Origin of the sequence: Flavobacterium chilense (genome assembly GCF_001602525.1) — a bacterium.
In the GTDB taxonomy this organism is placed as follows: domain Bacteria; phylum Bacteroidota; class Bacteroidia; order Flavobacteriales; family Flavobacteriaceae; genus Flavobacterium; species Flavobacterium chilense.
On the sequence record NZ_LSYT01000001.1, the window covers coordinates 387649 to 413113 of the forward strand.

Genomic DNA, 25465 nt, shown 5'->3' on the forward strand with positions numbered 1-25465 from the left:
ATGTTACTGAATAGTTTTCAGGCATTATTTGGCTTCAAACGGCTTTGATTGGCTTTTGCTAGTAGTATTAACACCAGTAACATATTCAAAACATACAGTAAACTCTACAAAACGATTTTAATCCCACTAAATTATATCGGTGTTAAAAGAATTCAGCTCATAAAGGTGCTTTATTTTCAATTTGCATCGTACTTAGCAATTCCATTGAAAAATTATCTTTAGCCTGCAGGTAAGCAAATTTTGAAATTAGCTGTGCACCCAGTTTTCTTTTTTCAAATGTGGCTGTAATTCCAAGTTCTACTCTTTTATAATGCAGTTCCTGTGCACGTTTAATTCCCTGGAATAAGAGTTGGCGGTATAAATTGTATTTCCTGGATACTGTATAATCCATTCCTATTAGTGATGGTACATAAGTGTGTGCACAATTCTTATAACAAAAAAGCACTCCAACAGGCTCCTGATCTGTATCTTCCTTAATATAAAGCAGGATAAATTCCCAAAATGGATGGGCTGCCATTTTTTGAAAGACAGCAATGGGATAGGTGAAGGTATTTACGGCATAATTGTTATTTTTTACATTTTTATACAAGCTGTATGCGTGCGCAACTTCATTATCAGTTAACCGATCTTTGATAATAACCCGGAACATTTTTTCATATGGCAATACTTCTCTGGTAAAGTGCTTTTTAGAGCGTGGGGAAAGAATTGCAGCAAATTCCTGATTGTTATTCCAGTTTATATCCGTGATAACACAGGTTTGTGGCATTGCTATTTTTATAAAACCCAGATTATGAAACAGATCACTAAGCCATTGGTTTTCTTCGAAATCCCGTAACACCAGCATATCAGCATTTAAGTCTTGATACAGCATTTCTGCCTTTTCCAAAAGAAGCAGTAAAGCCTCTTTGGATAAGGAATGCTTTTTATTTATATAGCAATGATTCCCTTCAGTAAAAAGTGATCCCATCCCCAGCACTTTGGAGGTCATGCAAAATGGGTTCTTCATTCTTTTTTCTTCAAGCTGTAGAGAAACGGACACTGGTGCAAGCATATCGTCTTTCCAGAGTCCAAAAGTAAAAAAAGTGGCCACTATTGGATTACCAAAATTATCACTGATGATAAAATAGTGAAATTCCCAATTATTTTCAATTTCACTGCAGTTTGTAAATGCATCCTCCAAAAAACACAGTCCATCCCAGTCAAATATATTCTGTTTATCAATGAGCTTATTCCATAACGCTGCATCAATTTGTTTGATACTCGTTTTATACTGGTAATTCAATGCCGGCTTTATCGTATTTTCTTTTTCCTGAGAGTCAGGCTGTGGAATTCCAAATGCCATTGAAACCTTATTAAGGGTATTGGAAGTTTCTTCGAGTGCTAAAGGATAATGATATTCCAAAGCTTCTGTGAGCCCTTTAATTTCTTCATTGCGATTATTTCGTGATATCGTAATACGAATACCGGTGTTTTTTACAGGAACTGCCGGATACAATCCAGGATTGACAAAATAACCTTCATTAAAAAGACGTTGTACTAATTTATAGGCAGTCAGGGGCATTGCAGTACCCAAAAAGAAAACTGGTGAATTATTTGGGGTTATTACAGGCAGGGTGCTTTTGGTGATCAGATCATTGAAAAGGGATATTTTTTGTTCCAATTCCTGTTGTAATATTGTAATTTCATCTGAAAGATGGATGTCTGCAGAAGCGCAGGCAGCAGCGACTGAGGCCGGTTCCAGCTGGGCAGAGAACGTCAATGGTCCTCCAAAATTTCTAATCCTGTCGTATAGTTTTTTATCAGGACAAAAAAATGCAGCACCGCTCGCTCCAAATGATTTACTGAGCGTACTCATTAAAAAAACATTTTCAGGCAGCTGTTTTAAAATATCCAGTACGAATCCTGTACCATTTTTTCCTCTCCAGCTCATTCCATGAACATCATCAAAATAAAGCTGCAGCTGCGGATATTTTTTGCTCAATGCAAGCAGTTCGTTTACCGGTGCGTAATCACCAAACATGGAATACACACCGTCTGCCATATACCATATTTTATTGCATTTTGCAGACAAGTCTTTTATCTTGTCTTCCAGCATTTGGAGGTTATTGTGACGAATCATCTCCACTGGAATATTTCTTAGTTTCAAAGGGAGACTGGCATTCTGAACGCTCCAATGTACCTGATGATCCAAAATTATTCCTTCCTCATCCTTTATCAGATTTGGTATTACGCCCAGATGTCCAAGTGTACTGTTTTTAGTTACAATTGCAGGCATACCATACATGGTTTCAATCTTGCGTTCCAGCTGCTGATATACCGGATGGGAAATATATGTTTTGGAAAGTGGAAATTGCGTTCCATATTTTGTAATGGCAGCAATAGCTGCATTTTTCAGCCGATGGTCATATTCCAGCCCCAGATAGCTGGTAGTGGCAAAGTGGAACAGGTTCCTGCCATTAATTTTTATGGTTCGTCCATCGAGTACCGTATCTTCAGCATAAAGATGGATTGTGCCTTGCTGCTTAGCAACAGAAAGGATTTCATCTATAGTCTGAATAAAATCATTGTGCTTAATTTTTGCCATTACTATTGGATTAAAGTTGATGAATTTGTCTTGTTTTTTGAAAAAAGGATTATAAAGTTCCGAATTTAAAATAGTGGTATTACTGGATTTTAGTTAAAAATTCCGAATTGACAAACAATACTCCTGAATTGATAAGCCACAGTAAAAATGATTGCTTACTATTGCTTTTTGCCTTGTTTTTGCAACAATCCTTTGCTGGGTATTTGCTAATTTGCCAGGTCCTAAAAGCATAAGTATGGAACGCTATTTTGAAAACGAATTTGCCGTATTCTGGATCAGTGAAAAGATTCTTTTTTTTAACTACAAGCCTAATGTGGTCATTGATCTTTTGTCAGCCCAGCAGATTGTAGCGGACCGTATAGAAATTCAAGATGGAACAGCATATCCTATTCTTTGTGACATCCGTGGAATTATCGATTCGGACAAAGCTGCCAGAAACTATCTGGCACAACACGGTTCAATTTTAGCTAAAGCGGTTGGAATTATTGCCTCGGATCAGAAAAGTGTGTCTTTTTATATGATTTCATTTTACATGAAAATCAGCAGGCCTCAGATTCCCACCAAAGTATTTACCGACAGATCATCTGCACTAGAATTTCTAAAACCTTTTGTTTAATATTTAAATGCACAAATAATAAAGTATATGCATCAGGAGATCAATCAGCAACGCGTAAAAAACATTAATGAAATGCTTCTGGAAATGGCGGCAGGAAATTTTTTCTATCGGATACCCCGAACAGGAAATGATGATGAGCTTGAGGTCCTGACTGTTTTAATCAATTGGCTGGCTCAGGAGATAAAGGAAGGGGTATTCCATCTGGGCTACATCAATCCTCATGCTGCCTATCATTATGTGGTGCAAACTACCTTATTATTAGACTTAGATTTTACTATAATGGATTTTAGTAATGATATTCCAAATCTTTTGGGCTTAGAGCCAAACAAAATACTTGGACATGATTTTGATAAAATTCTGGCACCGGAATCGGTACAGGTGTGGAGGATCATAGCAGATAAAATGCAACAGGGAGCGTTGCATTACACCACGTTGCCGCTTATATTTCTAACATCTGATAAATTAATTATTGACACTTTTTGCAGCGTATCTAAACTTTTAACATCAGGACAATTAATAGTAAGCTCATTTAAGGCAGCCCCGGTAGAACACAATAGCATTATAGGGCAGCAAAATGAAATACAAAATGAGCTCGATGTCCAATTAATACAGGCCGTGTACGATTATGTTCTGGAATATAATGGTGCGTCCTTTCCAACAGTACAAAAACTTGCCAGGATTTTTGGCACCAATGAAAATAAATTGAAAGTTGGTTTCAGATACCTGTTTAAAACCTCGATTTATCAATTTTATAATAATCAAAGACTCATACGCTCTTTGCACTTGATTCAGCATACCAAGATACCTTTAAAAAATATCGCATTCATGATCGGGTTTTCTACCTATCCAAATTTTTCAAGGGCTTTCAAAATTAAATTCGGATATCCGCCAACTCATTTTGAAAGGAGATCTTCCTCTACAAGTGACAATCCAATGCTATAACAATTTTATAGAGGTTTTATAGAAGCTAACTTTAAAAAGAATTCCGAATTGATAAGTCAATCTCCTGATTGGATAACAGTTATGTAAAACTGTTTTGAGAATTTTACATCACCAATTCTCAATCACCCCCGCCATGAAATTTAGCCAGCGTCATAAGTATATTTTTATAGAAGTAGTTTGTTTTCTGTATATACTGTTATTTGTTTATGCAGCAGGAAGCAAATTCTTGGATTTTCAAAATTTTCAAACACAATTAGGACAGTCACCTCTTTTAAGCGCATTTGCAGTTTATGTATCTTTTGGTGTACTGCTGTTGGAAATCGTGATCTCGATTTTATTAGGTATACCAAAACTCCGCCTGCCGGCCTTATCTCTGGCTGTTGGATTGATGACAATGTTCACTGCTTATATTATCATTATTTTAAATTATAGCTCTTTTATTCCCTGTTCATGCGGCGGTATTCTGGAAAAGTTAGGTTGGCACGAACACCTTGTATTTAATTGTGTCTTTATTTTGCTGGGCATAACTGCCATACTATTATTGAATCATGGGAAGAAGGCCTTAAGAGTACTGTTCATTACGAACATAGCCTCAATTGGAATCATGATTTTATTATTCTTTACATCCGAAGATATTATGACCAGGGAAAATCCATTTATCAGACGTTTTGACCAATATGCCATAACAAAAATTGACCAAACCAGTTTACAAAACCCTTCATTTTATCTCGCGGGTTCTGATAACGGAAAAATATATTTAGGAAATTTTGCTGCTCCTTTACAAATGCAAGTTTTTGATACTGTTTTCAAAGACAAAAAACAGTATACAATACGATTAGATCGCGATGATTTTCCTTTTCGTTCAGCGGAAGTAAGAATACAAGCACCTTATTTTTATCTGTATGATGGTATGGTTCCAGTAATTTATAAAGGTAAAATAACAGACTGGAATGCAGGCGTAATTTACAATGGTAATCATTTTTTTACCAAAGCAGCGGTAATCGATTCAAATAGCATCGCCATTCGCGGCCAGCAAAAAAATACAGGTGAGAATTTGATGGGAGCCCTATACTTTAATAACAATGTCAGCATTAAATATAATCCTGATATTCTGGAAAAACAAATTGACGGCATATTTGATACTGACGGAACATTTGAATATAGTAACGGACTTAAACGTTTTGTTTATACCTACTACTACAGAAACCAATATATTGTTACTGATGATAAATTGAATGTAAGCTACAGGGGTAATACAATAGATACCACCACAAAAGCTAAATTAAAAGTAATCAAAATAAAACTGTCAGGTGATACCAAATTAGGAGCACCTCCTTATATGGTAAACAAAAACACGGCTGTTTTTAACAATTTACTTTTTGTGAATTCCTCACTTAAAGGAAGGTTTGAAAGTGAAGAAGTTTGGGATCAGGCCTCCATAATTGATGTTTATGACATCTCCAAAAATGAATATGTTTCCAGTTTTTATATTTACAATATTGGAAAATCAAAGATGAAATATTTCTTAGTTACTGATTCCAATCTGTATGCCATTTCAGGTATAGTCCTGCAACGGTTTTCGTTAGGAAACACCATTAAAAAAGCTATGAAAAAATAAATAAAAACAAATCAATTAATTGATTCATTGCTACCGGGCCCGGTAACAGGGGTAAGATCGAAAACCTGTAAAAAAGAGTAGATCATTAATTTAAATTTTAATATTATGAGAACTATTGTAAAAGCTTTAGTATTGCCAATTGCAGCATTTGCTCTGGCAAGCGCAGGTGCTGTAAGCACAAATGTGTCAAAGGAAAGCAAAACGGACACAGTATTAATTTCGGGTTACATTCATACTCCACAACCAAACAGCTGTAAGGAAGTGCAGGTGGATTGTAATCCAAGCGGTTCAGCTACTTGTATGTACAACAACGGTAGCAGTAGCTTCCAGGTATATAGAAAAGCATCTGATACTGCTCCATGTAACCTTCAATTATTTAGAAATCAATAATTTTCAATTGGATTGAAATGTAATGCAGTTCCGGTTGTTGGAACTGCATTATATTTATTGTTCTATTGCGCTTTTGTACCAACACTTATCCATGAAGCTGATGGTCGTTTTTTTAAATAGTGATTGAACCATTGCTGTATTCGTATTGTTAAGTCTTTCTGATTGTCTTTTTTGTAGATAGCATGGGATTCATCAGGGTATACCAACATCATATGTTCTTTTCCCAGCCTTCGTAATGCTATATAAAAAGCCTCACTTTGTTCCCAGCAAATATTTGTATCCTCTTTTCCTGTCCATTGCAGTAATGGTGTTTTTATATTTTCCGCATTCATTAAAGGAGAATTACGAAAATAGCTTTGCTGATCTTCGTAAAAAGATTTACCCATTCTCAATTGCTGGTTTTCTAATCTCCAGGCTTGAGGGATTTCCAAATCTTTTCCCATACTAAAATACCATAAAACAGTATCACTTATTCCTGCACCTGATATTGCTGCAGCAAAAATATCCGTTTGTGTAATAATAAAATTTGCTTCATACGCTCCGAAAGAGTGTCCAATAAGACCTATTTTTTCAGGATCTACAAATCCAAAATCAATTACTTTTTTAACTGCGGCTACAACGCAGTCCGTAGCTGAAGGGCCAGGATCTCCCAATTCATAAACAATATCCGGCAGCAAAACAAAATAACCGTTCAGGGTATAATTGGTGGGATTGAAACCTTCCTCACTGTATTGGGAAGGATTCGTATACTCATGCAGTGTGACTGACTTAGTTTGATAAATATACACGACCATTGGATATTTCTTTTCCTTATCATAATCGCTAGGATACAACAATACCCCCTTCAATTCTTGACCTTTTTTATTTGTATAATGGATTAGTTCTGATTTGCCCCAATTGTATTGCTCTTGCTGTGGATTACTTGCAAATACTTCTGTACTTTTTGCACTTTTATTGGGTTTAAATAACAAAACAGGCGACTTATCAAATTTCTGCTCAATAAAGAAGTAATAGCCATTTTTTGATCTGCGTACCTGATTAATCGCACTATCGTTAAAAGCCAATGGTTTTTCTCCTTTTCTTGCATTCCAAATAAAGTATCCTGTAGAACAGTCATCTTTATCAGTAGCTTCCAGAATTAAATCTTTTGACAAATCAAATACCGCAGTACTTTTTCCATCATACTTTGCTGAAAATATATTAGAAAATTCAAACTGACTTATCCTGAAAACAATATTTTTTTCCCTGCCATGGGTAATTCTTCTGCAGGTATTTTGCGTAAGGTCAGCTATCCAAAGGTCATAGGTGTCGTAAAGCAATAGATACTTACCATCTGAACTCCAGCCGGGACAATTATAAGGTGAAATAGGAGGCATTAGTGCATCATTCCTTGAATCCCATACTGTTTCAATGCCGCTCGTAAGATTAACCCTTTTATTTTTATCAGGATTATACAGCCACCAGTTATCATCACGATAATAGGCAATTTGATTTGTCAAAGGAGAAAAAATAAGGTCATTATGGTCTGTGGGCTGTTGCTTTAAAAAAAATGAAAGGGTGTTATCTCTAAGATTTGTAATATAATAATCAACATCACCATCCTGTTTGTAATGTGGAGCATACGATTTGGGATTTGAAAGGAGCGCGTAATCCTGTTTTCCAGTTAACTTCACGTATGGCAGCTCATTCGAGGAGATTGGAAGGCAACTGTTGCTCTCTAAAAACCACACTGCGAGTTTAGAACTGTCTTGAAAGTTTCCAATCTTTTTTTCCAAAGGATAAACAAAGGGCGCATTGCCATTCCATATTTCTACCTCGTTCTCCTTTACAGAAGAGCTAAGTTCCCTTTTTTTAATGCCAAAGAATACCTTTGAGCCATCATCGGAGATCTTTAAACCTAGATCTTTTACAAGATTCAGTTCTGCTATTTCTTTAAAATCATGCTGTATAAGTTGGAGTATTTTTCGCTTCGATAACTGGTATAAATACAACTTATTGTTTTTTGTAATACTGTCTGTTTCATTGAAGAAAGCTATTGCATCTCCATTGTTTTGCCATGTGAGCATGTGGAAACGATGCTGCTTTGCAGAAATGACAGTATGTCTGGCGTATTTTTTTAAATCTATAAGGCCCACATTTTGATTACCAGACACTTCACTACTATAGACCAAAGCATCTGCTTTACTATTAAGGATGTATTCTGAAACACCATTAATATGATCTAGAATTTCTCCATTTTCATCCCTGATTTGCATGTTGCTTTTAAGACCATAAGTCTGGTTTAGGGTAATAATATACTTTCCATTATAAGCAACCTCGAATCGGCTTACATCATTTACTTTTACTTTTGTCCCGGAATTAAGATCAACAATATATAATTTCTGGTCAGGCATCATGCAGGTGAAAATATCTGCATTTAAAAATATACCGTTGTTGCCATTTGGGAAAGAATATATTTTATTTCCAACCGTACTTTTAACAAAGAGGGTATCTGTATTATTTTCATAGCTCATTTTATAGCTGACCCAACTTCCTGTTCCAGATACAGTTGTAACTCTTAAATCACCCCATTTATAATATTCATTTTCACTAAGGTGTTTTTTCTGTCTCACCTGCGCTATTGCTATTGAAGTACTACAAATCAAAAAAAAGATGCAGACTATCATTTCCCAAATGCTCAAATGAGCATTCTTCCGATTTATCATGTTCGTTTCTTTCATGGCAGATGAATTAATAGCCTGGATTTTGCGGATTTAAATTTGGATTTGCCTGTAACTCTTGTGCAGGCAGAGGCCAAAGGGCATCGTTATGTGACCATCCGGGTTTTGAAGCTAATGCAGTGTCCAGACTGCCTGTTCTTTTTAAATCAAAAAAACGGTGTCCAAATTCGGTAAAAAATTCGAAACGACGCTCATTAAGTACTGCTGTTGTAATTTCCGCTGAAGAAAGAGCATCTGTATCAGGTAGTCCTGCAGTATTGCGTATTTTATTCAGGTCTTCTTTTGCCCCAATGAGATCACCTTGTCTAGCTCGTGCCTCTGCACGTATGAGATACTGCTCTGCAAGACGAAAAACAACAGAGTATTCACTTGAGGTTCCAGCACCTGAATTCAGCTTGTATTTATAAGCATGATACCATGTTGTATTTCCGTCAGTAATTGCTCTGGTCCAATGCGTCTTTCTCTGATCGTTACTCGCAAATGAGCTCATCAGATTATTATTTAATGCAACAGTAGGAGGTGGCCCTGAGTTAAAAACAAATAGGTTACCCTCAGCAGAATTAGCCGTATCACTATCGGGCATAAATTGCCAAATAGTTGTTTTCGATCCTTTAAGGAAAATTTTGTCTAAATCAGGTTCCCAAGTATAAAGTGGGTTATTTAAAACAGCAGAAGCACTATTGGCAGATTCCGGCCACAATCCCATAAACAGATACACCCGGGCTAACAAGGCATGAGCAGCTGCTTTGTTGGCGCGAACCCGTTCTGAGGTTATATAATCTTCAGGCAGTAATAAAACCGCTTCCGATAAATCATTTACTATTTGGTTATACACTTCAGAGACTGGGATTTTATACACTTTACTGTTTTGAGTATAGTTTGTTGTTTTTATGTAAGGGATCTCACCGTATAGATTAAGCAGGTAAAAATGAATAAGTGCTCGGACAAAAAGAGCCTCGCCTTTAAGTTGATCCTTATCATTTTGAGACAGTAATTGTGAGGCTGATACACCTTCAATTATAGCATTAGCCGCATAAATCGCATTATAGCTTTGGTTCCATAAATCCTGTATTCCTGATTCGGCAGAAAAGAGGGAATTCGTATAGAAGTAATTGGGGTCATTAGCCTGATAATAATCCAATTCATCACTATACAATCCTAATCTGCAAGATAAACCCGTAGAGCGACCAGTCAATAATCCTGTATCACGAAGTTTCGTATACACACCGGCCATCGCAGCATTCGCAGTAGTTACATCCTCAAATACAGTTTCACCGGTAAGCTGTGAACCCGGAAGATCTACTTCTACAAAATTATCGCAGGCGTTTGTCAGGATAGATACAACTAGCAAAGCCAAAATTGAAATGATATTAATTCTTATCCGCTTTTCATTTAAAAAAGACCGAAATGTTTTATATGTAGTTTTCATCTTTAGAAGTATTATGTTAAAAAGTCAATTGAACACCAACGGTATACATTTTTAATGGTGGTAAATACCCTGCATATTTAAACTCGGGATCCCCGCCTTTATAAGGAGTAAATGTCATAAGGTTCTGTCCTTGAAAAAAAAGTTTACACTTTAGACTTTTATCCATCATTAGTGGTAAATCATAGCTGAGGGAAATGTTTTTCAAGCGTATATAAGATCCGTCAACAATAACAGCATCACTTAACCTGTAATTGTAAAATGCTGTTACGGCTTCACCATTTGTACCGGTTGTGTTCTGTTGATAGGGAGTGTTGTCACCTGACTGTTGCCATGAATTTGTCATAGCCGCCATTTGGTTGTAAAAAGCTCCCGGAGGTACATTAGCGAGATAATCGTAGTTTTTTTGTTTCACAAATTGGAAAAGAAAATCCAGCTGTAAATTCTTAAACTGAAATTGATTTTGTATCCCGCCAAAATATTTTGGCGTTAAATCTGCTACTGTCTTTCTATCCTTGTCAGCTGTAATAAAACCATCGCCATTTACGTCTTCAAATTCGTAGATACCTGTCTGTATGTTGAGTCCGGTATAGTGAAATACTTTTGTTATGTTCAAGGAACTTCCGATAACATAATTATTAGCATAGGTAGAAGCTTCCAATCCGGGAAATGAAATCAATTTATTTTTTGACGCTGATATGTTGAAGTTTGTTGTCCAATTAAAATTTTTACGATCAATATTCAGCGTTCGTAGCGTTAATTCTATTCCTGTATTTTCTACAGTAGCATCCAGATTTGCATTTACGGATGAAAAGCCTGTGGTTCCCGGCAATGGTATACCTACAAGCTGATTAGAGGATCTATTGAGGTACCATGCCGTAGTTAGAAAAATACGATCCTGAAAAAAACCGATTTCAAGGGCTGCTTCAAACTTTTTATTGATCTCCCAGCCAAAATCGGGATTAAACAGCCTTACAGGATTTAATCCAATGGTCCCCTGATAGGGTGTTCCTGCCGATGTATAGGTATTTAAAAATTGATAGTCACCAATTTGATCATTCCCTGTCGTTCCATAGCTGGCACGCAGTTTTCCAAAGCTTAGGATGTTGGTATTCTCTTTTAAGAATTTTTCGTTAGAAAATAACCATGCTGCTCCAACGGCACCAAAAACAGCGAACTGTTTACCAGGACCAAAACGGCTTGATCCATCGCGTCGTCCCGTTAAGTTTAAAATAAACCGTTTTTGCCAATTGTAATTTATCCTTCCGAAAAAAGCCTGGTATTTATAAACAGTCTCATCACTAGTAAATGTAAAAACAGAATTTGCTGAAGATAGGTCATTTATAAGGCTGTTACTTGCAAATCCATATCCCATTTGATACAGGCGGTTGCTCTTTTGCTGTTGTGCAGTAGCGCCAAGCAGGATATCCATTTTGCCATTGGTAAATGTTTTGTTCCAATGTAGTTGTGGCTCAATTATCCATGATTGTCTTAACGTTGTATTAGTGAGTAGTATTGATTCACTGCTGCCTATCCCATAAGCAGGATTGTACATTGTAGAAGGCATCGCACGCACTTCATTATTCTTAAGATCGGTAAAACCCAAATTTGTCTTGAATTCCAAACCGGGAATAATCTCATAGCTAAGTACTGCATTAGCCAGAAGATCGTTAGTTTTAATTACTCCTTTACTCTGCAGCGAAGCGAGAGGATTTTCGAATGTATTGTTTTCCCAGTTTAAATTTCCATCAATATCGTACAAAGCTGGGGCATTGGGTACCAATGTTCGTGATATACCTGTAAGGTCTGTGGAGGGTTGGTTATTTTTTTGAGAGGTGTAACCTCCTGAAAGTGTTAATTTAAATTTTTTATCATCAGATACATGGTTCATACTGAAATGAACTGCTCCCTTGTTATATCCAAAATTTCCCGGAAATACGGTTGTTTCTGTACGGTAATTTCCGCTTAAGAGATATTGTGTTGAATTGGAACCTCCTGCAATTGCCAGTTGGGTGTTGTTGACCTGCGCTGTGCCGCCGATGAGTTCCTTCTGCCAATCAGTATAACGATTTTGATCCCATGTTCCGTTGATGTCATATGCTGAATTTGGATAAACTGTGATACCATCGTTCACGAACGCTTGTCGACGCATTTCCAAATATTGTGCTGTGTTCATCAAATCTAGCATCTTTGTTACTTTACCAATACCTGACGAAGCTGTAATAGTTACTGTTGTTTTGCCAGCTTTCCCTTTTTTGGTACTAATAAGTACTACACCATTTGCACCTCGGGAACCGTAAATTGCGGTGGCATCAGCATCTTTAAGAACTTCAATACTTTCAATATCTGCTGGGTTAATACTGTTAAGTGGGCTTGTTTGGCTAGCGGTTGTAGTAGACGTTTCGGTGGAGCCTATTGTCTCGGAGGAATAAGGAACCCCATCAATAATGTAGAGTGGACTATTACCATCTGTACGCAGACTGTTTTGCCCTCTTATTTTTATTTGGAAAGCGCCGCCTGCAGTACCACCATCCTGGATTATTTCAACTCCAGCCATTCGGCCCTGCATGGTGGCTAGTACATTTGTTACAGGTTGTTTTTCAATATCCTTCGAAGTGATTTTGGCAATACTTCCAGTGCGTTCACTATTTTTAACAGAGTAGTAACCAGCATTAACGGTGACTTCCTGTAATGAGGTAGTGTTATCAAGCATTTTTACATCGATAATTTTTCGGTTACCTACGGTAATTTCGAGGGTTTTATAACCGAGGTAGGAAAAGATAAGCACATCAGTAGTGTTAGCAGTAATGGAATACTTTCCATCGTAATCACTAACAGTACCTTTAGTGTTCCCTTTTACTTTTACAGTAACACCAGTAAGAGGTATCGTCCCGTTTGTAATGATTCCTGTAATTTGTTTCTGCTGGTTAGGCAGTTTTAGCAAGTTTGGGTTGGCTCTTAAAGTATTATTAAACAGATAAATTGTTAAAATAAGCGTATAGCAAAGAAGCATCCAACCCTTGTAAAATGAAAAATTTTTCATAATATTGAATAAGGTTAAATTAAAACGAAAGTTTGTTTAATCAGGCTCTCTATTCTTGCGTCAACAGTGGATAGAGGGCCTTTTTTTGTTTAGTTTCAGCAGTAAACCTTGTTGAAACCGAGAAAGTAGTGTAAGATTTAAAAGCCCATACTGTCTTACTAATTCAAATAAAATTTAAACAGTACAGGCAGTAAATATCACAAAGGTTTATTTCATAGGCAGGCAAGTAATTAATTGTTAGACAAAAAATGTTGATGCGATACTATGAAATGAAGAATTGCTAAGAATAAAGCAGAGAAAAATTAAAACCTAAAAAAAGGCGCGGAACTCAGCTTATCGAACAGAGGTACTGGTATACCCACACAACAATAAGAGAGCCCACGCCAATAAAGCGTGAGCATCATACTTATCATCTCGCGTGTTAAAAATTACCAGTTTTCTGTTCGAGATTCAAAGCGAATGCTTCAAATATTTTTATATGAAGAATCGCAAAATTAAACAATCATATTCATATTTTCTCATTGAATGATTATTTAATTTTCAAATATAATAAAAAAATACACACATCCACCTGTGGATGTGTGTATTTTTAAAAAAAGGTATTTCTTTCATCTTTTATAACTATGGAAGAAGAAGTAATAGAAATAGTAATTTCCCAATTGGATTTTTATTTAATTGAAAAAGTCAGAGATATGAGAATTAATTCAATTCCTTATATTTCTCAAGTAGCTTTGTCGCAAAAATTAGATTTGTCAGAAGGATTTGTAAGTAAAGTAGAAAATTTAAAACAAAGGGCAAGGTATAATATTCGTATTGTTAACAGAATTGTCGACATATTTAACTTACAAACTTATGGAGATTTGTTCCCAGCAGAAATTATTAAGAATGATATCGTTAGAATTAGAATAAAATTGTTTAAAAATACAAAGTCTAATTCCAAAAAAGTTGATGAAGAAATTTCAAAAAAGAAATATCAAGTAATTTCTACAATCCCATTAAGTGAGCAAGAATTTTTACTATGGAAATCAGATAAATTAGAATACCTGACCATTATAGAGTAAGACAATTATCTGTACTTGAATATATCTCAAAAAATAAGGTTTTCTAAAAATTACTTTCAGAAAACCTTATTTTTTTTAAAACGATTTCAAATATTATTTTAATACTTCTAAATCCATTATCCTATAAATAATGTCGATATTAATTGCTCTTTTCCCCATATTTTTAAATCCTATCATATAAGATCTATGTTACTAATTTCTAATCCATTAAATTAAAAATTTGATAACACTATTTATTTATTAAACTCAAAAATAGTTTTCCCATCATTAGTAAGTACAATATACGCATCGAATTTCTTTCCAGACTTACTCATCATACCTTTTATAAGAGAGGTAATTCCTTTATTGACTAAATTTTCTATGTTTTGTATACTTAGCTGAATTCCGCAAACATTACGAAACTGAATCCATTTGCAACTATCATCAGGGCATTTAACAAGCATATCTTTGATAAGCAATTCCTTGTTTCTGCATCTGGGACAAATCAGGGTTGGCAAACCTTGAATTACTATGGAAGTATTTAGAAGTTCTTGAGTAATAGAAACTGCATAGGCTTCAATTTCTTTTTGAAATACACCGGAATCAATTTGATTATGTTCTATTTTTTCTAAAACTAATTCCCATTCGCCAGTCATTGCTACATTTGCAATTTTCTTATGTTTCACAATATTATATACTTGCAACCCTTTTTCAGTTGGCATCAGGGATTTATTTTGCCGTTGAATGTACTTTCTGCTAAAAAGTATTTCTATGATAGCAGCTCTTGTCGCTGGCGTGCCTATTCCAATATTTTGTAATGCTTTTCGAGTGTCTTCCCTTTCAATTTCCTTTCCGGCTGTTTCCATAGCCGATAAAAGCCCTGCTTCTGTGTATAATACAGGAGGCTTCGTTTTCTTTTCCACTACAACTGCTTCTTGGATTTTAATTTCATCACCAACTTTTAGTTCTGGCAGCTCCTGAATGTGTTCGCTTTCTTCGTCAAAAAAACTTCCTCTAATTGCACGCCATCCTGCCTGCATAATCTTGTTACAGCCTTTCAAAGAAAAATCATGATGTAAAACATGTAAAGTTATATCAGTAATTTCTTTTATACTAGCCTCCGAAACCGCTTCTAATAACCGTAGCGCAATCATATCATAAATCGCATTTTCCTTAGCCGGTAATGCCGATGGGATTTTCTCTGTAATAAGCAGACCATGATGATCGGTTACTTTCAGGTCATTAACTATACGTTTATTTAATCGTCCCCATTTTATTCTGGTAAAAGCTTCTTTACAAGTATCTCTGTTTTCCAATGCTCTGACCAAATTAGAAATTTCATCCCAAAGATCTTCCGGGATATATTTACTACCTGTTCTTGGATAGCTAATGAATCGCTTTTCGTACAGGCTTTGGGCAATAAAAAGGGTTTCTTCTGCTGAAAAGTTCAGCTTCTTATTGGCTTCTTTTTGCAGCCCGGTTAAATCAAAAAGAAGAGGTGGCTGTTCTGTAATCGTTTTGTTTTCTATGCAAGAAACATTGGCAGTTTTGCTTCGCTGAATGGATTTAAAAATAGCATCAGCTTGTTTTTTATCATCCCATTTCTTTTTGGAGAGGCTTATAAAGTTAACAAACTCTTTTTGATGACTAAGCTCTAACTGCCAGTACTTCTTGATTTCAAAACTTTTGTTTTCCAAATATCGTTTACAGATTAACGCCAGCGTAGGTGTTTGTACTCTTCCTAATGTATAAATACTGCTGCCTGCGGAAATACTAAGTGCTTGTGAGGCATTGATACCTACAAGCCAATCGGCACGGCTTCTGGCTTGTGCAGCCAGATATAAACCATCAAAATCACTGCCTGGTTTTAGATTCTCAAATCCATGTTTTATGGCTTTATCAGTGAGAGAGCTAATCCACAATCGTTCAAAAGTTTTTTTACATTGCAGATATTCATAGATGTAACGGAAAATCAATTCTCCTTCACGTCCAGCATCGGTAGCTACAATGATACTGTCACAATTTTTTATTACCTGTCCGATGATTTTAAGCTGTTTTGCCGCACCAACATCAGTAACATAGTTTTTCTCTTTTTTTATTTTTCTTACTTTCAACAAAAAAGGATTAGGTAATATGGGCAGGGCCTCCTTCTGAAAACCCGAAATTCCATAATCTTCCGGCATAGCCAACCCTACCAAATGACCCAAAGCCCAAGTTACCATATAACCATTTCCTGTAAAGAAACCATTTTCCTTATTTGTTGCACCTAATAATAGGGCTATTTCACGGGCCACACTCGGTTTCTCGGCGATTACTGCTTTCATATCTCAATGTTTTTATGTTTACATTTTTCTGCCTTTGCTCTTGGCTTGTGTGTTGTCTTGCTCTTGTTCTTCCTGTTGTTTCTTGCTGTCAGGCTCTTTTTGTCCTGATTTTAGCGGTTCAGTAATACTTTTGGTAGCCTCATTAGTTTTACCTTCTGAATTGACAGCTGTTTGGGTTTTATGTTCTTCAGCTGGCTGAATTTTCACACTGTTAGGATTGCTAAATGAAAAACCTGCTTTGCCTGTATCTTTATTGAAAGTCAGATATCCTTTGTATTCTTTACCTTGTTTATCTACCAATCCGTCTACATAAATGGTTTTCCCTGCTGCAAATTGTTCGTACTGTTGCTCACTGAGTTCTTTCCCTCTTATGGTTTTTGGAACTTCCTGATTTTGCTGTTGCTGATTGTTTTGGGTTTGACCAGTGATATTTGTTCTGTCAAATTGGAATTCGACATATCGTTTATCGGCATTAAACTGGACAGTAGCATTAAATGGTTCTCCTTTTTTAGAGATCATACCTTCTATATAAAGCGGTTTTCCCTCCAGTAATATTTGTTTTTGTCCTTCATTAAGTTTGATTCCTTTAATTTCATCCGGAATTTTTATCTTCTCCACATGAAGAGCTACTAATTCATTGGTAAGTCTGTCTACGCTAATGATTGAGGGAACTGGTTCTCCTGTTTTGAGATTAGTAAGGTCTACAACGCGCCCCATATTTCCGGTTTTAAGCAGGTTGTCCTTATCTTCTTTGCTAAATTCATGACCGAAAAACGGAAAATTTAATGTTGGCTCTTTCCTTATACCGTGAATGGCAACCACAACCTGTCCTTCTTCATTTGATTGTAATGACAGCCTGGCATCCATTCGTGTGATAGCAGTTCCTAAATTAAGACTGATTGGAACCAGCTCATTTGACTTGTACCCTTTAAGTAACGGTTCAAGCAGGTTCATTTTTTCGAGTTTTTCTTTGCTGAGTCCCAGATTGTTCATGGTATCCCAATCGATTTGTTCCGGTTTGAAACGATATTCGTTTGTTTCTGGTGTTGTTTGTGTTGTTTCCATGTTTTTTTGATTTTCTAATTTGTTATCTTTTTGCAATTCCATTTTAACTTCATGTTCGTTCATTAGCTTTTTGCCTTCTGGTGTTGGATTATCAATCTGTTTTTGCATTTCTGCCGCAATATCAACAGCCAGAAGTTGTGGCACTTTGAAAAAATTGAAACGGGTCGGATTTTTTAGTTGGCTAATGAAATTGGAAAAGAAGTTGGAGAGGATATCTCCTTGTTTATCAACCCGCATAAATTGATTTTGATTTTTTTTATCAGCGGGAACCGTTTCCAATTCTCCATTTTTATCAATTCCTTTTACAGCCACAATTTTCATTTTTTCCTTGTCCAGAACCAGGAGAATATCACTTATCTGTTCCGGTCCTTCTTGTTTGGATTTTTCTTGTTCGCTCATAATATATTTAGTATTGTTAAAGTGTAGTCGAAAGTAAATTAAGATTGAACAGGTCGGCGCATCAGTTCTCCGACAGGCTTTATTTGTCCGAGATTGTCCTAATTTGTTTTCTCAGTGGAGCCGAAAAACTATCGCGGATGAATTGGTTTACATCTGATAATTTATAATAAAGTTTACCACTAATAGTGTAATATGGAAGCTTACCTGAGGATCGGTACCGCTGTAAAGAGCGAGAACTGACCTTGAGCATCATAAACAGATCCTGACTGTCCAGTAATTCTTCCCCATCAATAGCACTCTTTTGTTTCTGGGCATTTTCAAAGTGTTCACCCAGTATATCGAAGCGCTCCATTATACGCTCCATCCATGTCATAAATTCCATTCTGTCGATATTCATAATAGCTATATTTTGTCAATTACTAATTTTCGATTAATGATCTATGTAAAATTGGAACGCATTTACGGCATTTCCTGCCAAGCTTCGCCAATTGAAAAGTATCTTTTTGTAAATTTTTAGAAAATAAATAATTATCTGTTTATCAATGATTTGTTGATTTTACAGCTCGGATTCTGAGACTGTAGAAGTAATTATGCCAATGGGTAGAGATGGGCAAGTCCAATAAAAAAAGGCAGTGTTTTGTTAACACTGCCTTAGCTTAAAATAACGTATGACCATTATAAATCTTTATCCATATACTGATCTAAAGAAGATTTGAGCTGGTCTAAAAATAAGGTGCGATCACCTGCACGTTCTTTCATACGGTGAAAGGCATGGTGAATATCCCCTAGTTGGATACGAAACACCATTTGAAAGATTAAGCTAATTTTGCGAATTCCAGTTTTTCCATTAGAAATTGCCCCGGATGTATAAAGTGCATAAATCAATTCTATCAGTGCATTTTTCGATTCTGTCCAGAAAATATCTTTTGTAGATTCAGCATTCTGCAAAACTATATCCGGCTTATCTACAGGATTAATTTTGATAATCAGGTAATTGTAGAGCAGTTCATCAGCTATGATACGGGAAACTTTGTAATCATAGTAAGTGGAAAATTGTGTATCAACTTCAAAAATAAAACTGTTTAGTCCAGTGTTTAGATTTATTCTTCCTAATTTAAAAAAATCATGGTCTCTATCGGTTCTCCCAGACCGATAGTACCGATAAAAATCAGAATTGCAAATATGTTCTTTGTATTCATTTTTCAAATGCTGCAACTCACCGGAAAAATATTTATAATACATTTTTCCTCCATTTACCGGGCAGGATGTTTCTATCCGGTAAACTTTATTATAGTAAATCAATTTTCCAAGTATTTGTGGCTTAATAATTCTGAAGAATTCGATTTCTTCATTTGATTCTTTAAAATGATGTTCCAAAACTTGCTTTTTCATACCTGATAATAAATCCTGCAGGAAAATAATCATACGATAGGACTCGTCTATTACATGCACGGATTCCAAACTGATTTCCTGTTCTTTCTTTACGATACTGTAAAGGACGTCTTTGTAAGGGGATTGTATCATATTAATAGTATTAAGCAAACAATAATTCCACCCTTAGGCTCACTCAGTTCTTAGCCTTAAACGATACTCTGAGGGCGACATGAAAGTTGATTTTCTAAAAAAATTGCTAAAAGATGAGGAATTACAAAAATGTAATTCCTCAATAATCTGCAAAATGGTCAAGTCATCATTTTGAAGTAAAATTTTAGCTTCCAAAATAAGTGCCTCTTCGATAAACTGCTTAACGGTCTTATTGGTGACCTGCTGTACGGTTTTACTAAGGTGTCCTTTTGTTATTAATAATGCATCAGCATAAAACTTAACACTATGTTCCTGGGCACAGTGAAGCTCCACGAGTTCTAAAAATTGGAATACCAGCTTTTCCTTTCTGGTATGTTTTTCTTTTACATTACACGAATCTTTGCTGTATATTGAAGCAAGTACGTACAACAAAAGATTGAAACTAAGGGACAGTACTTCGTTATAAAATGGATATTCACTTGTTTTGTATCTTTTGTTTCCTGTCAAAGCGAACAAATCATTCAGTAAAAGAGAATCCTCATCCTTAAGATTTATTTTCGATGGACATTTTGCAATAAAAAATTCAAAGAAACCTATGTTTGGTTTTCGAATCGTATTCTTAAAGATAAAGCCTGGTGTAAAAGAAAGTAGGGAAATCTCCATTGTTTCACTCATCAATACAATCACGCAAGAAGTTCTAACCGGTATTACAAGCAGCTCACTTGGACACAAACAATACTCCACATGATTTGCCTGCAAGGTTATACATCCTGAATTTATCAAAATTATAATGAAGTAACTGCTATTAAAATATTGTTCCAGTGCAGCTTTCGAGGAAAACCTTTCAAACGTAAAGACCTTTAAGTCTGAATTCCGGTATAATAAACTTTTTTTTATCAAAACATTAATTTTAAACATTTGCTATGATAAACCCTGAAGAAAATTTTGGATCATTTTGTATCATGAGTCTTGACCGAACTATTGGACATTAATATCCACATCAAGGAAACGGACACAAATAATAAATTGGCAAGATTATCTGTAAAAAACAGAAAAGACAGTGGTCGTATATTGCGGGTTTTAATCTCATTTATGGATGGGTAACCGATCATTTCATCAAACTTCGACATCTCATAAATGAAATAAAGCTCGATAAGATTAAAAATGATTAGAAACACACAAAAAATAGTTACGATCCTTTTTTCATTTTTTGGTGATATATACATGATTTTTCTTTTTATAAATTATTTTGAATAATTCCGGACAGCAAAGCCATTCTCACCGTTTTAAAAGTAACTTGATCAGTAGGAATAAAATCATCAACCTTGTTACCAACTGCTGTGTCCCAATCTTTATCCCCGCGCTTTTTTTCGTAAAAAAGGGAAGAACCTGCAATCGAAGATATAGCGAGTATGACACACTTATCTTCCGATGTATAGGAATTATCATTGTTAATGTTAGATTGATAAAGTGCTATTGACTGGAGCATACTTTCATAATCACCATTATTGAATTGCATAATGTTTTCAATAAAGTTTGACAGACTGGATTTCCCTGCTACTGTCATAGAAGGATTATCGACGTTTAATTCAAATAGTCCCTGTGATTGGTTTACTACATTTCTAATTACATCGATTGATGAATTGGTCAGGTTTAAATTACCCGTAGCCAATGATACTGTTGTATTGCCAGTGGGATGAATCGCCTGATTAATCGAAAGAATTGATTCAGCATCGAAATTACTTTGATCATAAAATTGTGATAGCAGCTGATCGATTTGCAGAGTAAGTGAATTTTTAGCGAAACTGGATACATTGGATTTACTCAGCTTAGAACTTGAACTCTCAAGGGAATTAATTTCTTCTAATTCGCTGTCAGCTGTAAAATCATTTGTACAGGAAATCGATAGAATTGTAATGGTAAGTACCCATAATGATAAATTTTTCATGATTAAATTTGTTAAATGTGAACGGCTACTTTTTTTTTCGCCAGTTCATTTCCCCGGGAAGCAGAACTTTTATTTAGCACGATGCCAAACATTTTTGCTTTGAATTCGGGACAAAGCTAGAAGCTGGATTTCAATCTCACAAAACATGTATTGTTGATTTTCCGAAAATAGCATATTGATTTTCCGAAAATCAACACCCTATTTTTTAAAAACATTCATCTCATTATCAATTGTTTATACTATATTTGATGTTCTTTTTTTAGAAAAATTGCTCAAGAACATTTCTGAAAGACAAAACCCATTTCTTTAGAAATTATCTTACAAGAAAATAGTATACACTTTTACCTTAACCTATGATTAAAAAATATCTACTCGTTTTTTTCCTATGCCTGGGAGATCAAATTACAGCACAAGAAAGTGCCTTTAAAATTCCAGACTCACTTCTAAATAGAGATTATGACTATCTTTATGAAAGGATTGAGCAATTACAAGGTGATACTATCAAACAGTCCTTGTATTTAAAATCGTTTTTATTAAAATCGAAGTCTGAAAAAAATTTCGAGGAAATAGTCAATGGATACAAAAATTACCTCCATCATTCACCCGATAAATTAAAACTAATTTATGCCGACAGCATGATATACAGTGCTAAGCAGTCTAAAGAGAATAATCTTATCGGTTCTGCTTATTTGTCTAAAGGAATCGTTTACTACGGATTGAAACAACATGATCTGGCATTGGACAATTACCTCATTGCAAATGATTTTATTTCAAAAACCAACGACAATTATTTAATTCATAAAGTAAAGTATACGATAGGCCATATAAAATATTATTTAGGTTTTTATGACGAAGCCATATCGTTATTTCGGGAATGTGTTGCTTTTTTTGAAAAAGAAGATCCCAGAGGTTATCTAAACTCACTTCATTCACTTGGATTGTGCTACAACAGAATTGGGAATTATGGCTTATGTTCGGAAACAAATAAAAAGGGTTTGTTAGAAGGAAAAAGGTTGGGCCTCACTACAATGGATTCTTATTTTATTCATTCTGAAGGAATTAATCAATATGCGCTCAAAAATTATAGGGATGCTATCAAGCAAATCAACTATTCTTTAGCTGTTATAAAAGAAAACAAGGACTTTGCAAACCAGGCTGTTGGTTATTTTTATATTGGTAAAAGTTATTGGCAGTTGAATGAACATGAAACAGCGTTTTCTTACTTTAAAAAAGTTATTCAGATTATTGAAGCTAAAAATTATATTCGGCCTGATCTACGTGAGAATTATGAGCTGATAATAAGTTACTATAAGTCTAAAGACGATCTAAATAACCAGCTTTATTACATACAAAAGTTACTAAAAGTAGACAGGATATTAGAAAGCAGGTATCGATATCTATCCAACAAGATTCATAAAGAGTATGACACCAAAAAGCTGTTGGCAGATAAACAAAGTATAGAAAGTCTTCTTGCCAGAAGAAAGCACAATGATTTGATTCTGGGTTTGGTTATTGCCTTCTTATTTTTTTTACTAGTTTTTTTGTTATACAGGAATATTAACAATAAGCGTATTTATCGACAAAAATACGAAGAACTAATGACCAAAGGTAAATCCGCCAGAGTTGAAGAGAGACAAATAACCAGCGTAATTGCTGATATAAATCAGGATAAAATAAAATCACTGTTGAAGCAGTTGGAAAAATTTGAAAAGGATGATAAATTCCTTGAGAAAGACTTGACTTCTAACAAATTAGCTGTAGTCTTTGGAACAAATGCAAAGTATCTGTCAAAAATAATTTACCACTATAGAGGAAAAAAGTTCGTCGATTACATTAATGACCTCAAAGTAGATTATTTAATTTCTCTACTGCAAAATGATAAAGCGGTTAGAAAGTATTCCAATAAAGCTTTGGCTGAGGAAGTGGGATTCAGCAGTACACAAAGGTTCACCAACGCTTTCTTTGCGAGAACCGGAATGCCAGCTTCCTTTTTCATTCAGGAAATTAAAAAAGATGAAATGACTGATATAGATGAAAATATAGGATTTTAATTTGAAATCCTATAAAGCAATTTAATTAGGAGTTATTAAAAACTTTTTAAACCATTAAAATTGAAACTTCTTAAACATAATTAAACTTATTGTTGAATTTTCTTTATTATATTTTCACAGAACAATTAGAGCATCTTACTTGTAGAGTAATTACCTACATTATTATAGTTGTTAAACTTAAAAAATAGATGAATTCATAATTTTATAGCACATTTTATTATTTAACTCAAAAAATAGCCTTCAACAGATTAATCTGCTGTTTTATCGATTATTGAAATCATTTTTTTGAATATTAATACATATATTCGCAAAAAAAATTGTGAATGAAAGTACTATTACACTTATTAATATTTTGTTCTTTTTTTAACGCTGCTCATGCACAAAATGAGACTAATATCACCTACGGATTAAAACTTGGAGGAATATATTCTAAAATCAGTAATTTACCCGAAAGTATTAAAGGCAGGGATAACACTTTTGATAATAGTGTTATGGAAAGCAAAGGTGGCTACGGAATCGAAGGTGGCTTCTTTTTAAACTGCAAACTTTACGATACACGGGTTGCCATTCAGCCGGAACTTTTATTCAGACAGTCTTCTCAAACTGTCAATTATCACGATACTACAGGCAAGGAATTTGAATTAGGATTAAATTATTCCTATTTGCAGATTGGAGCTTTATATAAAGTATATCCCTACGAAGGTTTAAATTTAGGATTTGGTGCTTTCTACGGCATCAGTTTATCTCCTAACAATATTACTTATAAATCTAACGAAGCTGGCGGAATGTACGATGTTGCCACTAGGCAGTTCTATCAGGATGGTCTTGACGGCGCAGACGATTTTTCATTGTGCTTTGCATTAGGTTATGAATTGCACCAAAGTATTCACTTCGATTTACGCTATTATTTAGGGGTAAAAGATGTGGTAAAAAGTAATGCATCTTCTTTTCAGTTTATCGAAAATCAAAACAAAAGTGGGGTATTTAGTTTTTCTTTAGGCTACAGTTTTCATCAATGGTAATTTCAATAAAAAACATGAAAAAAATTATTTTGCTACTACTATTAGTAAGCACAAAATCGCTGTTTGCACAAGGTGACAGAGAGATAACATATGGTCTTTTTGGTGGCGGTATTTATTCTAAAATGTCAAATCTTCCCGATGTGATAGTACCGAAAGGTATCTATGAGGGCTATACTTTAGAAGAAAAGGGTAAATTTGGAGGAACTGGAGGGGTTTTCATTAATTGGAAATATCCTTACGCCAAAGTGAGTATCCAGACCGAAATATCCTATTCGGGACAAAGTACAGATTTGAATTATGAAGATATCAAAGGATTAAAATACAAAATGACTTTTGGATACAGTTATATCAATGTCGGTGCACAATTTAAATACTATCCTGTTGAAGGGCTGTATGTAGGTTTTGGACCATACGTTAGTTTTAATATTGCGAGCGATAATATAAAATATACTTCTAATGCCCAGGAGATATTTGCTGATTCAGGGACTTATTTTGAACCTGATGCCAATGTGCAAAAAGTACTAAAAGAATCTCTTACCGGTAAAAATTATTTCTCTGGAATATTCTCTTTGGGTTACGAATTTAATTCGAATCTTTCCGTTGGAGCCCGCTACACTTTAGGTCTTACAGATGCTTTAACAACTGAAGAAAACGGGCATCGTTACAGCGAAAATAAAAACAAAATCAATAGTATTTCATTAATTATTGGTTACTCATTTGACTTTGATGATCTGGCCAATTTCTAAGAGTCGA

At 35.0% G+C, this 25465-nt stretch carries 18 protein-coding genes; 8 read left to right on the forward strand and 10 right to left on the reverse strand.

Annotation, left to right across the window (positions count from 1 at the left end; translation table 11 throughout):
* Positions 1 to 157: 157 nt before the first annotated feature.
* A complete protein-coding gene (locus A4F88_RS01545) occupies positions 158 to 2584 on the reverse strand; it encodes an aminotransferase class I/II-fold pyridoxal phosphate-dependent enzyme (protein ID WP_068840777.1) in 2427 nt (808 codons plus the stop codon).
* Between the two features lie 235 nt (positions 2585 to 2819).
* On the opposite strand from A4F88_RS01545, the gene A4F88_RS01550 reads away from it, so the two are divergent.
* The 4 genes from A4F88_RS01550 (at position 2820) to A4F88_RS01565 (ending at position 6150) form a co-directional block, all read left to right on the forward strand.
* Positions 2820 to 3200 (forward strand): DUF7793 family protein, encoded by a 381-nt coding sequence (locus tag A4F88_RS01550; RefSeq protein ID WP_068840778.1) that lies wholly within the window; start codon positions 2820 to 2822, stop codon positions 3198 to 3200.
* A 27-nt stretch (positions 3201 to 3227) separates the two neighbouring features.
* Entirely contained in the window at positions 3228 to 4142 is a 915-nt protein-coding gene (locus tag A4F88_RS01555; RefSeq protein ID WP_068840779.1) for an AraC family transcriptional regulator, read from the forward strand.
* 133 nt (positions 4143 to 4275) lie between these two features.
* Positions 4276 to 5760 carry a MauE/DoxX family redox-associated membrane protein gene (locus tag A4F88_RS01560; protein ID WP_068840780.1) on the forward strand — a complete coding sequence of 495 codons (1485 nt, stop codon included), beginning with the start codon at positions 4276 to 4278 and terminating at the stop codon, positions 5758 to 5760.
* Between the two features lie 105 nt (positions 5761 to 5865).
* A complete protein-coding gene (locus A4F88_RS01565; protein WP_068840781.1) occupies positions 5866 to 6150 on the forward strand; it encodes a DUF6520 family protein in 285 nt (94 codons plus the stop codon).
* A gap of 62 nt (positions 6151 to 6212) precedes the next feature.
* Here the strand turns inward: A4F88_RS01565 and A4F88_RS01570 are convergent, their stop codons facing one another.
* From A4F88_RS01570 to A4F88_RS01580, 3 genes are all read right to left on the reverse strand, one after another.
* The gene (locus A4F88_RS01570; protein WP_068840782.1) at positions 6213 to 8762 is read right to left on the reverse strand and encodes a S9 family peptidase; all 2550 of its coding nucleotides are present in this window, start codon (positions 8760 to 8762) and stop codon (positions 6213 to 6215) included.
* A 118-nt stretch (positions 8763 to 8880) separates the two neighbouring features.
* Positions 8881 to 10221 (reverse strand): RagB/SusD family nutrient uptake outer membrane protein, encoded by a 1341-nt coding sequence (locus tag A4F88_RS01575; protein WP_245179000.1) that lies wholly within the window; start codon positions 10219 to 10221, stop codon positions 8881 to 8883.
* Between the two features lie 94 nt (positions 10222 to 10315).
* Entirely contained in the window at positions 10316 to 13339 is a 3024-nt protein-coding gene (locus tag A4F88_RS01580) for a SusC/RagA family TonB-linked outer membrane protein (protein WP_068840784.1), read from the reverse strand.
* 623 nt (positions 13340 to 13962) lie between these two features.
* Between A4F88_RS01580 and A4F88_RS01585 the strand changes: the two genes are divergently transcribed.
* A complete protein-coding gene (locus tag A4F88_RS01585) occupies positions 13963 to 14400 on the forward strand; it encodes a hypothetical protein (RefSeq protein ID WP_068840785.1) in 438 nt (145 codons plus the stop codon).
* A 233-nt stretch (positions 14401 to 14633) separates the two neighbouring features.
* Here A4F88_RS01585 and A4F88_RS01590 read toward each other — a convergent pair whose 3' ends face one another.
* From A4F88_RS01590 to A4F88_RS01615, 6 genes are all read right to left on the reverse strand, one after another.
* Complete coding sequence (locus tag A4F88_RS01590) at positions 14634 to 16703, reverse strand: type IA DNA topoisomerase (protein WP_068840786.1); 2070 nt, start codon at positions 16701 to 16703, stop codon at positions 14634 to 14636.
* Between the two features lie 18 nt (positions 16704 to 16721).
* Positions 16722 to 18167, reverse strand: a complete 1446-nt coding sequence (locus A4F88_RS01595) for a DUF3945 domain-containing protein (protein WP_068840787.1) — start codon at positions 18165 to 18167, stop codon at positions 16722 to 16724.
* 79 nt (positions 18168 to 18246) lie between these two features.
* A complete protein-coding gene (locus A4F88_RS01600) occupies positions 18247 to 18564 on the reverse strand; it encodes a helix-turn-helix domain-containing protein (protein WP_068840788.1) in 318 nt (105 codons plus the stop codon).
* Positions 18565 to 18842: 278 nt separating this feature from the next.
* Positions 18843 to 19691 (reverse strand): RteC domain-containing protein, encoded by an 849-nt coding sequence (locus A4F88_RS01605; RefSeq protein ID WP_068840789.1) that lies wholly within the window; start codon positions 19689 to 19691, stop codon positions 18843 to 18845.
* Positions 19692 to 19730: 39 nt separating this feature from the next.
* Positions 19731 to 20354: a helix-turn-helix domain-containing protein gene (locus A4F88_RS01610; protein WP_162268776.1), complete on the reverse strand. Its 624-nt coding sequence runs from the start codon at positions 20352 to 20354 to the stop codon at positions 19731 to 19733.
* A 574-nt stretch (positions 20355 to 20928) separates the two neighbouring features.
* Complete coding sequence (locus A4F88_RS01615; protein ID WP_068840791.1) at positions 20929 to 21639, reverse strand: hypothetical protein; 711 nt, start codon at positions 21637 to 21639, stop codon at positions 20929 to 20931.
* A gap of 353 nt (positions 21640 to 21992) precedes the next feature.
* Between A4F88_RS01615 and A4F88_RS01620 the strand changes: the two genes are divergently transcribed.
* The 3 genes from A4F88_RS01620 (at position 21993) to A4F88_RS01630 (ending at position 25458) form a co-directional block, all read left to right on the forward strand.
* A complete protein-coding gene (locus A4F88_RS01620) occupies positions 21993 to 23690 on the forward strand; it encodes an AraC family transcriptional regulator (protein ID WP_068840792.1) in 1698 nt (565 codons plus the stop codon).
* Positions 23691 to 24013: 323 nt separating this feature from the next.
* Entirely contained in the window at positions 24014 to 24712 is a 699-nt protein-coding gene (locus A4F88_RS01625; RefSeq protein WP_068840793.1) for an outer membrane beta-barrel protein, read from the forward strand.
* 14 nt (positions 24713 to 24726) lie between these two features.
* A complete protein-coding gene (locus tag A4F88_RS01630; protein ID WP_068841430.1) occupies positions 24727 to 25458 on the forward strand; it encodes an outer membrane beta-barrel protein in 732 nt (243 codons plus the stop codon).
* The last annotated feature ends 7 nt before the right edge of the window (positions 25459 to 25465 follow it).